Origin of the sequence: Catenibacterium sp. CAG:290 (assembly GCF_000437715.1) — a bacterium.
Lineage (GTDB): Bacteria > Bacillota_I > Bacilli_A > Erysipelotrichales > Coprobacillaceae > Catenibacterium > Catenibacterium mitsuoka_A.
In genome coordinates this window covers 1-15,947 of sequence record NZ_FR898842.1, presented here as the reverse complement: position 1 = coordinate 15,947, position 15,947 = coordinate 1, and the positions used below count along the sequence as shown (strand labels likewise).

General features: G+C 33.1%; 13 protein-coding genes and 1 other RNA gene. 6 read left to right on the top strand and 8 right to left on the bottom strand.

Annotation, left to right across the window (positions count from 1 at the left end):
- Nucleotides 1-109 precede the first annotated feature (109 nt).
- The 8 genes from QVO42_RS07395 to QVO42_RS07360 form a co-directional block, all read right to left on the bottom strand.
- Complete coding sequence (locus tag QVO42_RS07395; RefSeq protein ID WP_288164067.1) at nt 110-1,909, bottom strand: ATP-binding cassette domain-containing protein; 1,800 nt, start codon at nt 1,907-1,909, stop codon at nt 110-112.
- A 183-nt stretch (nt 1,910-2,092) separates the two neighbouring features.
- A complete protein-coding gene (locus QVO42_RS07390; RefSeq protein ID WP_022425489.1) occupies nt 2,093-2,458 on the bottom strand; it encodes a helix-turn-helix domain-containing protein in 366 nt (121 codons plus the stop codon).
- Nucleotides 2,459-2,746: 288 nt separating this feature from the next.
- Nucleotides 2,747-3,391, bottom strand: coding sequence for a pyroglutamyl-peptidase I (gene pcp, locus QVO42_RS07385; RefSeq protein WP_022425488.1), 645 nt, complete (start codon nt 3,389-3,391; stop codon nt 2,747-2,749).
- 12 nt (nt 3,392-3,403) lie between these two features.
- The gene (locus QVO42_RS07380) at nt 3,404-4,342 is read right to left on the bottom strand and encodes a DUF979 domain-containing protein (protein ID WP_006505553.1); all 939 of its coding nucleotides are present in this window, start codon (nt 4,340-4,342) and stop codon (nt 3,404-3,406) included.
- A gap of 2 nt (nt 4,343-4,344) precedes the next feature.
- Nucleotides 4,345-5,046 (bottom strand): DUF969 domain-containing protein, encoded by a 702-nt coding sequence (locus tag QVO42_RS07375; protein ID WP_022425487.1) that lies wholly within the window; start codon nt 5,044-5,046, stop codon nt 4,345-4,347.
- A 146-nt stretch (nt 5,047-5,192) separates the two neighbouring features.
- On the bottom strand, nt 5,193-6,185 hold the full coding sequence (locus QVO42_RS07370) for a 2,5-dihydroxypyridine 5,6-dioxygenase NicX family protein (protein WP_022425486.1): 993 nt from the start codon (nt 6,183-6,185) through the stop codon (nt 5,193-5,195).
- Between the two features lie 290 nt (nt 6,186-6,475).
- Entirely contained in the window at nt 6,476-7,957 is a 1,482-nt protein-coding gene (locus QVO42_RS07365) for a glycoside hydrolase family 1 protein (RefSeq protein ID WP_022425485.1), read from the bottom strand.
- 171 nt (nt 7,958-8,128) lie between these two features.
- Nucleotides 8,129-9,220, bottom strand: a complete 1,092-nt coding sequence (locus QVO42_RS07360; protein WP_006504857.1) for a DUF871 domain-containing protein — start codon at nt 9,218-9,220, stop codon at nt 8,129-8,131.
- 189 nt (nt 9,221-9,409) lie between these two features.
- Here QVO42_RS07360 and QVO42_RS07355 point away from each other — a divergent pair, with 189 nt between their 5' ends.
- The 6 genes from QVO42_RS07355 to QVO42_RS07330 all read left to right on the top strand — a co-directional run bounded on the left by QVO42_RS07355 (nt 9,410) and on the right by QVO42_RS07330 (nt 15,763).
- Entirely contained in the window at nt 9,410-11,119 is a 1,710-nt protein-coding gene (locus QVO42_RS07355) for an MraY family glycosyltransferase (protein WP_022425484.1), read from the top strand.
- A gap of 81 nt (nt 11,120-11,200) precedes the next feature.
- The gene (gene secG, locus QVO42_RS07350) at nt 11,201-11,422 is read left to right on the top strand and encodes a preprotein translocase subunit SecG (protein ID WP_006504859.1); all 222 of its coding nucleotides are present in this window, start codon (nt 11,201-11,203) and stop codon (nt 11,420-11,422) included.
- 51 nt (nt 11,423-11,473) lie between these two features.
- Nucleotides 11,474-13,603 carry a ribonuclease R gene (gene rnr / locus QVO42_RS07345; protein WP_022425483.1) on the top strand — a complete coding sequence of 710 codons (2,130 nt, stop codon included), beginning with the start codon at nt 11,474-11,476 and terminating at the stop codon, nt 13,601-13,603.
- A gap of 5 nt (nt 13,604-13,608) precedes the next feature.
- Entirely contained in the window at nt 13,609-14,055 is a 447-nt protein-coding gene (smpB, locus tag QVO42_RS07340) for an SsrA-binding protein SmpB (RefSeq protein ID WP_006504861.1), read from the top strand.
- Between the two features lie 2 nt (nt 14,056-14,057).
- Nucleotides 14,058-14,410: a transfer-messenger RNA gene (gene ssrA, locus QVO42_RS07335) on the top strand.
- A gap of 228 nt (nt 14,411-14,638) precedes the next feature.
- The gene (locus QVO42_RS07330; protein WP_022425482.1) at nt 14,639-15,763 is read left to right on the top strand and encodes a HipA domain-containing protein; all 1,125 of its coding nucleotides are present in this window, start codon (nt 14,639-14,641) and stop codon (nt 15,761-15,763) included.
- Nucleotides 15,764-15,947: the final 184 nt, after the last annotated feature.

Genomic DNA, 15,947 nt, shown 5'->3' with positions numbered 1-15,947 from the left:
ACTCTTTCCCCTAATAATAGTCAATACACCTGGAGAAGTATGAAATGATGCATTGTTTAAGATTACTTTATCACCAAATGATATATTTAAATTTTTGATTTCAATCATCTTAATGCACCTCACTTCTCAATTCATCCACTATATTCAGTTTATTAATGAATTTGTTTTGAAGAACCATTCTTTCTATCAAAAAGATAGCTATGAATAAAACTGTCATACTAGAAAGTGTTATTATATCAAAAGTACCTAGTATACAAGACATGACAAAAGAAATAAGGGTAGAACTCACTACAACTATAGATATACTTCCCAATGTTTCTATCATGGATATTCTTTGTAAATCCTTTTTTAATAATCCTGATATCAAAAGAAGTACAAGTTCTTTTTTTCTTTGCATAAGAAGATGAGATTCCAATACAATATCAATAAGTACACTAATAAGTAGAATCACACCCGCAAATGTAAACATCATATTCTTATAGTAAGAATCAAGACTATTCATAGCCTCTCTGTCAGTAAATGAATCATTAATTCTATATCCCTTTGATTCATAATAGTCTATCAATTCATTCAATTCGTCAAAGGTATTAGTCTTAATAATATAACCTATATAACGTGGTGTACATCCTGATTGTTTATAGATATCCTGAAGAATTGCATACGGAACATAAATATATCTCTGACTCTTTGATACATAATGAACCTTTTTATTATTTCTAAATACACCATTGATATCAAATATATGAGTTGTCTGATGCATACCATTTTGATCAGTTATATAGAGATCTAAATTCACTCTATTATTAGATAATCCCTGATTCAACAGATAATAACTCTCATTATCCATATAAATTCCTGTCTTTGTTTCTTGAATATTTCTATCTATATATTTAGAAAGATCATCATCCTTGAAATAAGGCACAAGATAGACATCTTCTCCTTCTATTTGTGTATATATTTTATATAGAGGAAACGTATTCTTGTCATCTATTTTTATGAAATGAGAATAATCTTGATCCACATAACTATGCTTATCTTTGGTAATAATAGCCTTATTTTCTAATTGTCCTATCAACATCTGCATTCCTTGATCCTTTGAATGATGAATAATACCAAGAATCATCTGTCCAGATACAAGAGACAAAATAAATACCATCATCATCAAAACATACATGAACCTATAATGTTTCACATAGTCCTTTACATACTCTTTATAGAACTTATGATCAACCTGAGAGATAACACCCTTTCCACATATATCTTCTTGAATCACAGAACCATCAGATGTCAGTCTTCTATCTTCTAGTGTATAGATGATATCTGCATAATTTATAGCCTCTTCTGAATGAGAAGCCAACACAATGGTCATATGCGCACTTAATTCTTTTAATATATTATAGATTTCTATCTCATTCTCATAATCAAGTGAAGCGGTCGGTTCATCTAAGACAAGCACTTGTGGATTACTTACAAGCGCTGTTGCGATAGAAAGTCTCTGTCTTTCCCCTAAAGATAGCGTCATGACATTCTGATTCAAAGTCACATCAAGATGCATCTTATCAAGATAATCCTGTATATCTTTATCAGATAAATGTTTATTATAAATATGTGCAAAATACTGTAATGTTCCTCTGACATCTAGATGAGCCAATAAATCATTTTCCTGTAATACATAGCTGATACATTCTTTCCTTATATTATTTCTATCTTTTTCTTCTATGAGATGATGATCATAATAGTATTGATACTTGCTTTTTGTATCCATAAGCGCAATACAATAGAGAAGAGCTGTCTTACCTGAACCACTCTTCCCTCTTATAAGAGTAATAGAATGTGCAGGAATAGAAATAGAGGCATGATCAAGAATAACCCTATCATATTCTATACAAATGTCCTTTAATTCAATCATATTATCATTCCCTTTCATATATATATTACACTTCTAATTATTTTTTTGTAAAGGCTTTCATTGTAATCAAAAAAAGAGCTGTAACGCTCAAGATAGTAATACATTCACACCCACGATAGACTTAAAGCCATCATTAAAATTAACGCTACTATTCTTTTTATAAGAACCTCCTAATTTAAAATACTACATAGCAGCAAAATTAATTACGCATAAGAAAACAAAAAAAAGCAACAATATGATAAGAAAAATCAAAACGCATTTTAAAATTTTTTTTGAACGACGATTTCTACTTGCCAACTGTTCTACCACTCTCGCCAGTTCAACTGCTATCATATCTTCATTTTTCTCATCGGTAACATCTGATCCTATTAGTTCGCTCACAGACACATCTAATATTTCTGCCAATTTTATTAACATGTCGGCATCTGGAACTGATATTCCCTTTTCCCACTTCGATATAGTTTGCCTCACAACGTTCAAGGCTTCTGCAACGTTTTCTTGCGTTAGGCCTTTTCGTTTTCTAAATATTTTCAAATTCTTGCTTAACATTTTATGGCTACCTCCTTTCATTTGTTCACTCTATATATATCCTAAATAGTTGCGTTGCACAAGCAACACATATTAACATAGCGTAATTTTATCGTATCAGTAGATTTATTTTTGCAACAAAGCAATATTTTCACTCAATCTTCGGCACCTTTCAAATACATAGATTTCGCCATGGTGGAACCAGTAGTGCAAGGCACTATTAACAAATACTTATCCCATCTCCTTATTAATCAATCATTGATTGTAAGGTTTAAGGGTAAGAAAAAAACTCTGTATTAAATACAGAGTTTAGTGAGTCTGACCTTCAGCAGTCTTGATATCTTCCTGGTTTTCACCAATAGCTTTTACAGCTGCTTCAATACCAGTCACAATCTGTTCAAGACTTAATGATGGAGCAATTGGCTTACGGTTAATAACCTGGCTAGTGATGAATGGAACATGCATGAACCCACCACGAACATCTGGATATTTATTTGCAAGTGTATAAAGTACACCATACATTAAATGGTTACATACATAAGTACCAGCAGTATTAGAAACACTTGCAGGAACACCTGCTTTACGAATTTCTTCAGCCATTGCCTTAATTGGTAATGTAGCGAAATAAGCAGTTTCTCCATCTTCGAATACTGGACCATCTAAAGGCTGATTTCCTTCATTATCAGGAATACGTGCATCATTGATATTGATTGCGACACGTTCTGGGGTTAAATCAAAACGTCCCCCAGCCTGTCCAATACATAATACAGCATCTGGTTTTTCTTTTTCAATTGCAGCAGCTACTGTATCGATAGATTTGTAGAATACTGTAGGAACCATAAGTTTTACAACTTCTACATCTCCTACCTGATCAGAAACTCTTTTAACAGCTTCCCAGGCAGGATTGATTGGTTCGCCACCAAATGGGTCGAAACCTGTTAATAATAATTTCATTTAAAAGCCTCCTTAGAATGCTAAAACGTACATTAAGATAATATGAATTACTAACATAATTAATGCAACTGGAACCTGAGTCATAATAATTCTGTATTTATTCTTAGTTTCCAGCAATGCAGCAGGCATGATATTGAAGTTTGCAGCCATAGGAGTCATTAATGTACCACAGTAACCTGCAGTTAAACCTAAAGCACCAACAACAATAGCATTTGCGCCCTGTGCAATTAAGAATGGATAACCGATACCTACTGTAATAACAGCGAAAGCAGCGAAACCATTACCCATGATCATTGTAAATAATGCCATACCTACACAATAGAAGATAACCGCAATTAAGTGATTTCCTTCAGGGATAAGTGCACCTACGCCAGCAGCGATAACAGCACCTACACCAGCTGCAGTAAATAATGAACCTAATGCAGATAATACCTGAGGTAAGATACCTGTAGAGCCAACATTATCATTTAATCTAACACCATCTTTGAAAGGTGTAGATAGTTTTGGTTTAAAGATAATATATGCAACGATTAATGCAGCAGCAGCACTAATACCAATCGCATTGTTTGCACCAAGATTTGGTAAGAAAGTTGCAACTAATACGGCAACAAGAGCTAAGCATACTGGTGGGATAAATGATTTATATCCGTATTTGTCTGCATTATCACGAGTTTCCTTAGCAGTTGGGATATGTCTTGCAGCTGGTTTTACTAAACCTAAACCAGATAATACAGCAAGAAGAACAACGATTAAACCAGTAATCCAAGTTGGAATATATGGTCCAACCATAAATGTAACAGCAATTAAGAACCAGAAAATGGCAGTAGTTACTGGCTTTTCACAGTCTTTGTTAGTTAAGGCATTAAACCCTGTTGCAGCAAAGATTGCACCAATGACGCAGTAGAATACTTCTGCGATAATAGTGGCTGTATTCCATTCAATTTGTAACATTGTTATTTGCCTCCTTTTCCATATTTCTTATTAAGTTTCTTATCGAACCATAAAGCATAAGCTCCACCAACAAAAACAGAAATAACTGCAATTGGAATAGACCATAATGCAATCTGGTTAGCAGTAACAACCTGGTTCACACCATGTGACGTAAATAATTCGTTTAAAGTTGAAACAATAAGTAATGTTCCTGAAGCACCCATGAAACAGTTCTGCGCAAAGAAGTTACCATAGTTTTCAGTAGCTGCAGCCATACCTTTGATCTGATCTTCTGTATCTTCATCAATATCACCATATTTCGCAATCGCAGCAGCCTGAGCCATTGGATTGATTAATGGACGGATGAACTGTGGATGACCACCAATTCTTAATGAGAATGCAGACGCAACAGTACGCACACCTTCCCAGATCACTAATAAGCGACCTGTAGTAGCGTTCTTAATACCCTTAATCAAGTCTACCGCTTTATCACGTAAACCCATACGTTCACATAGACCTACAACTGGTAAAGTTAAAATAAATAAAGTTGCTGTACGGTTTTTTAAAAAGGCTGTACCTAGTGTATTTAAAATGTCCATGATAGACATACCACTGATTAAACCTGTTACTAAACCAGCAACAACAACTGTTGCAAGAGTATCGAATTTCATTACAAACCCAATAACGACAATTACGATACCGATAAGTTTAATAGCATCATTCATATGTTTTTCCTCTTTCTTCGTAATATGATAAAATAATTATACCAATAAATGTCGCTATATGCAAATTGATAAAGACAATATTTCATCAAAATACAAATTGAGTGTCCTTACATTTTACGATATTTGAGCAAATGAAAAGAGGAGCACTATAATACTCCCCATTCAATCGGCTGGATAGCCTTGGCATGTCCATCTTTCATGATAACTTTATCATCTACAATAATAGTTGGATTATGTGTCACTAAGTCAAAATGTCCACGCGCATTATGACTGCCTCCTAAAGCAAGATTTCTACCAAAACCAATATGGAATGTGCCAAAAGCAGACTCATCTTCAATATAGCTGGCTCCACGACACTTAGATATTGTATTTAAACCTATTCCAAATTCTGCGGCACAATACATTTCTAAATCATCAAATGATTCTAAGTATTCTTTCAGTTTACGTCCATCTTCTGTGTCTTCGATATAAGTGATATAACCATTCTCTATTTTTATTTCTACAGGTTTATCCACTATTCCTATATATCCCATTGATCCATCTAATATTAGTGTCCCATTTGTATAATATTCAACTGGTGGTATATAGATTTCAAAGCTTGAAGAAGAACATTTTCCTACTTCCCATAATGAACCATGGAAGATACCTGGAAAACGATCTCTGATATCAAAGGTGAGGTCTGTACCACGTTTAGTCGTGACATGTATTGTTTTTGCATCACGTAATTCCCAGAACATCGGCATTCCAAGCATTGTGGCTTCATCAGGATCCATTTTTAAGAATTCCTGTTCAAATAATGATTCACCATTATTTGTAGACATGGGCATGGATAAGAACTGTGCGCCACGTGAAAGTGCATAGTTCACAGCATCTGTTGTAATAAATGAATAATTCGTTGCACCTACTATCGCATCTGCTTTAGCCATTTCCCATTTTAAATCATCTATACTTTTACCATTTTGTATTTCATGTGACTTTAACTGGACAACCTTACATCTAGCACCTATATGATCACATGCTTTTAAGAAGGCATCTGCTTCTTTAAGTTTTGTTTCATCTGTCACAAAATATACTAAATTATCTTTTGTAAGATGGAGCCAGTCTTCCACAACTATTCTTGCTCCTTCATTTATATTCATGTAAAATCAACCTCCGATACTCATTATATATAAAATCAGCATTTCTTGCGATACATATGATAGAAAACTACTCAACAACTTGTATTGCAGTTCAAACAGATACGACTCCTTCTACTCTTATACGTATCGCAAAAAAGCTAAGTTATTCAGTAAGTTTAGAAGACTTGGTGTAGATGCAAGAACCTATACAAATGAACACCTATTACCAGAAGTACTCAATAATAAGAGAAAAATCTTATAAGAAAAACTGGCGCAATTAACAGAATCACGCCAGTTCAGTAATACTAATCTTAAGAATGAAGAATAGAGTCTCCATTTGTTTCAATGATTTCTTTATATTCTTCATAAGAATCTTTTAGTTTTCTTTCAAGTGTTCCATGTCCATCATTAAAACGATCAACATAGACAAAACCATAACGCTTCTTCATTTCTCCAGTGCCTGCAGAAACAACATCAATAGGTCCCCAATATAAGTAACCCATACATTCAACACCATCTAAAATAGCTTCATGAACATATTTTAAATGTTCCTTGATGTAATACATTCTATATTCATCATGAATATGTCCTGTTTCATCTAGATTTTCATCTAATCCAATACCATTTTCTACAATAAAGAGTGGTAAATGATAACGATCATATAAGATATTCATAACATAACGGATACCTTTTGGATCAACTGGCCAGCACCAAGGTTCTGGTGAACATTCCTTTACAAATGGATTCGCACGTCCTTTTAATCCACCTGTATTACCATCCATACCAACAGACTGATCATATGTACTAGAACGATAATAACTAAATGAGAAGAAAGCGACTGTATTTTCTTTTATTAACTGTAATTCATCTTCTCTCATTTCAGGTGCACAGTCATGTTCTCTCCATACACGTTTTACATAACCAGGAATTTCTCCTAAACAGAAGACATCACCAAAATAGAAGTTATTTAATCTTACTGTATTATATGCCCCAAAGACATTATCAGGATTACAGTCATATGGATATGTTGCAACAGATGAACATGTTAACATACATCCTACTTGTGCATCTTTATCAATCTCACGGCATAGTTTAACTGTCCAAGCATTAGCTACACAGATATTATAGTAAGCAAGCCACTTATCTTTTTCAGTTGTTGAACCAATAGGATCACTTGGATCTTTTGGATTATCAATAGTGAGTACTCCACCAGCAACTAGTGGGTTAATCATCATATTATTGACCTCATTAAAAGTAAGCCAGTATTTTACTTTACCCTTATATCTCTTAAACACTGTAGTAACATAGCGTTTCCAGAAGTCAATGAGTTTACGATTACTCCATCCTCCATATTCAGTAATAAGATGTAGAGGTGTTTCATAATGACTTAATGTGATCACTGGTTCCATACCAAGTTCCAACATTGTTTCAATCAAATCATCATAGAAAGTTAAACCTTTTTCATTAGGTGTTTCTTCATCCCCATTAGGGAAGATTCTACCCCAGGCAATAGATGTTCTAAAGCAGTTAAAGCCCATACCAGACATTAACTTTAAGTCTTCTTTATATCTATGATAGAAGTCAATGGCTTCATGACTTAAGTATGCTTTATTAGGATCTAAGCACATTTCATATTTCTTTGTTTCTTCATTCCATTTAATACCAGGATCCTTAGAACCAATACCCACCATTACATCAGTCACATTAGGTTCCTTACCATCTTCTAGCCAGGCTCCTTCACATTGATTGGCAGCAACAGCGCCACCCCATAAAAAATTCTTTGGAAAACTCATATTCTTTTCCCTCCTATGATTCTATTCTAATCCAAAATAAGAAAAAATATGTTGTTCTTCCTATTTGTGAAAGACATTTCCTAGATATGAAAATATACTGTATCTCTAAATAAAAGTGTTAATATAGGGTATTTAAAAGGGCTATATGCATCATGCATATAGCCTCAACTATTATTTAATAATCTTGAAATAGTGACCTGGTTCAATCATGTCTAAGAACATCATTTCTTCTTCTTTTACATGACCACAAAGGTTTCTTTCACCATCATTTGGAATATCTCTTAATGCGATTTCTAATTCACCACGATAATGAGCTAAATTATCATTAACGATTAATACATCACCACGATGGAACATCTTCTGTTCTGTTTCACGATGTGGGATACTTTCATTCTTATACTTTACTCTGCTTCCAGATGAACGCAAGAAGAATGAAGAATGATCATAACGGTCCCAATGTGGATAATAGTCATAAATGATTTCCTTTTCTACATCTGATAAACCTTCTACTTCATCAATCTTGAAGCAGATGTTCTGGTAATCAACTTCTGATAAAGCTTTTAATTCTTCTTCTGAAGCATAAGCATTACCAATGATAATATCATCAACATCTCCAGTTGCAAGCATTAAACGAGCCTGTAAATCAATTGGAAGACCTCTTAAGATTTCTACTGTTGGTAATCCACAGAATACATTCCAAGGACCATGTGTATGTGGCTGGTTACTTGATACGAATGCAGCTGTATGAAGATTTAATGATTTCCAATAAGCATTGAAGTTAACGAAATAGTTCCAATCTAAACCAGAATATCTTTCTGGGAAGAAGTTATGACAGATAATAACCTGATCCTTGTTTCCGCCCTGTTCTAATAATAATTCAACACCCTGGTCCATAGAACCGTTGAATTCAATCTGAATATTATAAGGGTTTCTAGTAACCTGGATATCTCCTGTAGTACCAAATGAACCATCTAAACGGATGATATCTACACCCATATCATGGAATGGTTTTAAATCACTATAAGTAGCTCCTAAATGTTTAAATACTTCTGGGTTAGTATCTACTGCAACAACATACCCTAAAGAATGTGCCTTATCCATGAATTCTCCAAAGTCCTTCATGATCTTTTCTTTTGGATCATTCACTGATAATAAACAAGTAAAGATTCTTGAGAAGCCATACTTAGCAGCAAGTTCTAAGTAATCATAAACTTCTTTCTGAGTTGATTTTTCAGGATAAACTGAAATTCCTAAGCGATGCATAATAAATCCTCCTATTTTTATTTTCCGATAACATTATATCATTTATACCAACAAAAACAACATGTATTTTACATGGTATAAATACGCTCTATCTATATTATACAATAGTTTATTTGCATTGCGCTAAATTTCATTATTTTGCACATGCTTTCTATTTGATATATAATGAGCATAATAAGGAGGGCTTCTATGACACTCAATAATATATTAGCGTTCTGTGTGACATTCATTATATCTGTCATCCTAACCCCTTTTATCGGTAAAATCACAAAAGGAATGGGTATAATAGCTCATACTAATAATAGAACTGTACATCACGGTATTATTCCTCGTACAGGTGGATATGCCATCTATGTGGCATTCCTTATAGGGGCAATGGTATTCCTTAAAACAGATAATCAGATCAACTCTATATTGATAGGTGGTTTGATTGTTTTCTTGTTTGGCTTATATGATGATATTCATGACCTTCCTCCAAAGATGAAGGTTCTTGGACAGGTCGCTGCAGCACTTATAGTCATATTTTATGGTGGTATATCTTTAAAGGGATTTACTATTCCTTATATACCTACTATTCTTTCTTATTCTATTGCCTTAATAGTCACTCTAGGATGGATTGTAGGTATTACCAATGCAGTAAACCTTATTGATGGATTAGATGGCTTATGTGGTGGTATATCCATGATTGTGTTGATCACTACAGGACTCATCTCTATCCATTATGGACGTACAGATATCACTTCATTAACACTCTTACTTGCAGGATCCATTGGAGGATTTTTAGTATTTAACTTCCATCCCGCAAAAATATTTATGGGTGACTGTGGGGCTTTATTTATTGGCTTCATGTTATCTGTGATTTCTTTATTAGGTTTTGGTTTTAAGACCTCTACATTCTTTACTTTAGGGGCTCCTATTGTAGTACTCGCAGTACCTATCATGGATACACTCATTGCGATTATTAGACGTAAAGTACATCATCAGCGCTTTGATGAAGCAGATAAAGGACATTTACATCATAAATTGATGTTCTCACTAGAACTAGGTCAGACTAAGAGCGTTCTTATTTTATATATCGCGACTGCATTATTCTCTATCTGTTCATTTATCCATATATATAGTGTAACTGCATCTATTCTATTATTTGCATTATTACTCCTTGTATTTGAGATATTCGTGGAATATACCAATATGATTTCACGTAAATATAAACCAATTCTTACAATTCTCAATATATTCTTAAAAAGAGATGATTTACCAAAGATCAAAGAATCTAAGACATATTTAATGATAGCAAAAAGACATCATGTGAAATATATTCTTATTGGGTTCTTATGTGCTGTGATTGCAGTAAGTGGCGTCCTTGTTTATCATAATCATAATGATAAGAAGCCTGTCGTTAATACTCCAGTCATTACTTATGAGATGCCAAATCATCCTACTTCTTTAATGAAATCAGTACATGAAGATATCAATGCATCTCATACTAAGAGAAATACATGTCAGAATGTTGCTGCATTATTTGCGATTGATTTCTTTACTATCTCTAATAAGAAGAAAGATGAGATTGGTGGTGCGCAGTATTTCTATAGTGATCGTTTAGATAACTTTAAAGAGTTTGCGAAATCTAGCTATTATGCAAATGTGAATGATATGATTGCGAATAAAACAAATCTTGATGAAGTCACAACATATGAAGTGAACTATACAAGAGCATCCGATGTTACATTAAGTGGTTTAGAGGATTATGAATATACGGATGTTGGATTAGAAATTACATTTAATAAAAAGAATTTCTACTACAACTATCAAACAATTAATATTAAAGTAACTCTTATAGAAAAGAATAACCGTTTTAGTATTGTATCCCTTGACTTCAACAATGGTGCGAACGAATAAAGGTGTTGTAATCAATATATTTTTATGATATTATTTATTCGCTAATGTAGAAAAAGTCTAAAAGAGAAGGAGGCAGGAAAAATGTTAGAAGTACTTTTGATCATTGTTTCTATAGCCCTAATTATTGTGTGTCTTTTACAAACGGGAAAAACTGATGGTATTGTTAATGCATTAACTGGCCAGAGCTCTAACCTTTTTGCCCAGCAAAAAGAAAGAGGTGTGGATTTAGTTCTTACACGTATTACTGTGGGACTAGGTATTGCATTCTTTGTTATCGCAATTCTTATTAAAATGGCAGGATAATAATAAAGGGGCACTTATGAGTGCCTCTTTTCTTTTGTTGGAGGTGAATATATGAAAGAAGATGTTTTAGAATTATTAAAGAATAAAGACTTAAAAGATAGAAGAATAGATGCTCTAGCAAGTGCACTACATTATGATTCTACTGAAGAATATATCGCATTTGTAAAGCTTATGAATAAATTAGAAGAAGATGGTGAAGTAATTAGAGATAATCATAATAACTATCATTTAATAGATGATTTCCATTATTTAAAAGGTGTTTTGAGTTTAAATAAAAAGGGATTTGGTTTTGTAAAAGTTGATGAAGAGACTGAATACTATATTAATAGTAAGAACCTCAATGGTGCTTTTGATCAGGATGAGGTTATGATTGAAACAACTGTCTATAGAGGAAAACCTGAAGGACGTGTTGTAAAGATCATTAAACGTGGTATGACTCGACTTGTTGGATTAGTCAGAAAAGGTAGAAGAGAACTCATCATCATGCCTGATGATCCTAAGTTTACTGATTGGATTTATGTAGATGAAGCCCATGCACATGGAGCTATGCCTGGACATAAGGTTGTCGTAGAGATTAAGAAGTACGAGCCTTATTTAAAGGGTGATATTGTTAAGATTATTGGTCATAAGAATGATCCTGGTGTAGATATCTTATCTGTTGTGAATAAGTATGATGTAGATATTGATTTCCCACAGGCAGTCTATGATGAGATTGAGTCTATTCCTCAGTCTATTGATCCAAGTGATATTCCTAATCGTTTAGATATTAGAGATTGGCAGATTGTAACTATTGATGGTGATGATGCCAAGGATTTAGATGATGCGATTTCTTTAAAGAAATTAGATAATGGGAATTATCAGTTAGGTGTTCATATTGCGGATGTTTCATTCTATGTGAATGAAGGAACTGAATTAAATAAGGAAGCCATTAGAAGAGGGACTTCTATTTATCTTGTAGATAGAGTGATTCCTATGCTGCCTCATAAGTTATCTAATGGTATCTGTTCACTGAATGAAGGTGTGGACCGTTATGCAATTAGCTGTATTATGGAAATCAATGATAAGGGTCAGGTTGTAGATCATAATATCTACCCTACTGTTATTAGAAGTTCTCATCGTATGACATACAATAATGTGAATGCAATTCTTGCAGGTCATAAAGGACTAAAGAAGAAATACAGTGATGCTGTTGAGTTATTCTTTAATATGAAAGAATTAGCTGCTATCTTAAGAAAGAAGAGAGATCGTCGTGGTGCGATTGACTTTGATGTAGATGAAGCAAAGGTTCTTGTAGATGATAAAGGACGTGCTGTAGATGTTGTCTTAAGAAATCGTGGTGAGAGTGATCATATTATTGAAGAGTTCATGTTATGTGCTAATGAAACAGTGGCTGAACACTTTAAATGGATGGATGTACCTTTCATCTATCGTATACATGAGTATCCTAAGAAAGAGAAGTTACAACAATTTGTTTCCATTGCGAAGCCTTTGGGTTATACTATTCATGGGTCTCTTGAAAAGGTCAACCCTCATGAATTAGCACGTATGATTGAAGAATCTAAGGGAACACCTGAGCATGATATTATTTCTACATTATTATTAAGATCAATGCAGAAAGCACGTTATGATGCTCAATGTCTTGGACACTTCGGTCTTGCGGATGAATTCTATACACACTTCACATCACCTATTAGACGTTATCCAGACTTATTGGTACATCGTTTGATTAGAACTTACTTATTCAAGAATGATTATTCTAGAATGAATGAGTTTGAAGAAATGATTCCAGTACTTGCTGAACAGTCTTCTAATCGTGAAAGAATTGCGATTGATATTGAACGTGAAGTCGAAGATATGAAGAAAGCTGAATTTATGTCTCATCATGTGGGTGAGGTATTTGATGGTTATATTTCTTCTATTACAAGTTTTGGATTCTTTGTATCACTTCCTAATACCATCGAAGGTCTTGTTCATATGACTTCCTTAACAGATGATTATTATGCTTATGATGAAAAGAATCTTATTCTTATCGGTGAACATACAGGACGTATGTTTAAGATGAGTGATCCAGTAAAGGTCAGAGTAACTGAAGCAAATAAGCTAGAAAAGACAATTGACTTCGAGCTTGTAAAAGCCGGAAGTCATAGAAAGAAGAAAAGAAAATTCCGTACAAGAAGGTAATATATATGAAAATCATCTCAAATAACAAAAAAGCATATCATGATTATTTTATCCTAGAAACTTTTGAAGCAGGTATTGAATTAAAAGGTACTGAAATCAAGTCTATTCGCAAAGGCAGTGCTAACCTTAAGGACTGTTTTGTAAGAATTAAAGACCATGAAGCTTTTATTGAGAATATGTATATTGCCCCTTATGAAAATGGAAATATCTTTAATCATGAACCTAGACGTATTAGAAAACTATTGCTTCATAAGAAAGAAATTAGTAAACTAGAGAAGAAGGTTCGTGAGGATGGTTTAACAATCGTTCCTACAAAGCTTTACTTCAATACCTCAAAAGCAAAGCTAGAAATTGCTCTTGCAAAAGGTAAGAAGCTTTATGACAAGCGTAATGATTTAAAAGAAAAAGATGCTAAGCGCGATATTGAGAAAGCTCTCAAACGCGCTTATTAATGGGGGGCGTCTTGGATTCGACAGGGGTCAGTTTGAATCAGGCAGCAGTCGTTGGCAAACGTTACATGCACAAACAAATATCTGGAAACAGAACAAATTACGCTTTCGCTTAATAGTCGACATAGACTTGCGAATGCAGACCTATCTGCGCTTACACCTTTAGAGTCTGTAACATAACCTGTAAGATAAGGGATATAGGATGTTCTGACTATATTCATGAAAATCAATTAGAAATCGGTATGCGAAAGATTGCTTATTGATCGTAACATACTTAAATTGATTCAATAAGATAAACTGTAGACACCTGATATGGAACGGCTTTTGGACGGGGGTTCGATTCCCCCCGCCTCCACCAAAATTAAGATTTAAAATGGATGTCATCAAAAAAACTGATGAAATCAACATTTTTTAAGATATTTTAAAGAATCAAAAAATAGCGATTTATGTGGGTGTCACTACCTAGAAATCGCTATTTTTTACTTTAAAGATGAGGTAAAATGGATGTAATGAAAGTAAAGATTGCAGATTATTTATGTTTGATGGAAATTATTAGATAATTATTTTTTGAAAGGATGTGTTTTTCATGAATTATATTTTAAAACACTATGATAATGATTTATTGTATTTTTCTATGAAAAATACAAATGATGGATTAGAAGTTTTGATTAATACTGTTAATCAAAATTTACAATATCTTTTACCGTTAGACTTAGAATTAAGTAATGAAGGATTAAAAAAATGGCTTCAAAAAAGGACGATTCCTAGAAATAGAGCCTATGTTTCTAATTTTTTATCTCGATTAGGATTAAATGAAAAAGATACAAAAGGTATTATTGATATATGTCAAGGCTTATCATTGAATGATAGTTATTGGGTTGTGCAAGAAAATTGTAAAGACTTATTTAAAGATAAAAATCTTTATCATAATTCTTTTAATACAAATATTGCTTCCATTGCTTTTACAGGATATGGAAGTTATACAAGAACTTCATTTAGATCATCGCCTGAATTTACAACAAATGGGATGCTAGCAAAATCATGGAGAAGAATAAAAAATAATATTCTTCTTTATAAATCAGGAACAGAAGGATTTGCGAATAGTGGCTTAGAACCTTATAGTGAATATTATGCTTCACAAATTGCCAAAACAATGGATTTACATTATGTAGATTATGGACTTTCTAAATGGAAAGGGAAGCTTTGTTCAACATGTTTACTTTTCACAAATGAAAATGTATCTTATATTCCAGTTGGAAGAATTATTAAAACAGGTGGAATAGAGTCAGTTATTGATTATTACAAAAAGCTAGGTGAAAGCTATTATCAAGAATTATTAGATATGCTTGTTTTTGATGCAGTTATTTTAAATGAAGATCGTCATTTTGGTAACTTTGGTTTTTTAATTGATAATAAATCAAATAAAATTGTGGGATGTGCGCCTATTTTTGATAATGGATTATCACTTCTTTGTTATGCCATGGATGATGATTTTAAAAATATTAATCAATACATCCAAACAAGACTACCTGCAACATATCAAGATTTTATTGCTTTTGTAAAACCACGTATGACAAAAAGACAAAAGGAAAAACTAAGAAAATTAATAGGTTTCAAGTTTGAAAGTCATTATAAATATCGATTACCTAGAAAAAGACTCAAATATTTGGAAGAAATTATTCAAATAAGAGTTTTAGAATTATTAGAATAGTAGAGTATGTCTAATATCTCTTAAGCATTTTAATATAGCTTATAGGTGGAGACTTAAATATCATACTTCTTAAATAGATGCGTAAGCATCCTAAAAGTTACGACTTTAAGTACGAAGTATTAAGTCGTAGTAGTTCACTAGACAAAACATTGGTAATTTAAAATAACTAGGGGTTTCCTAAATT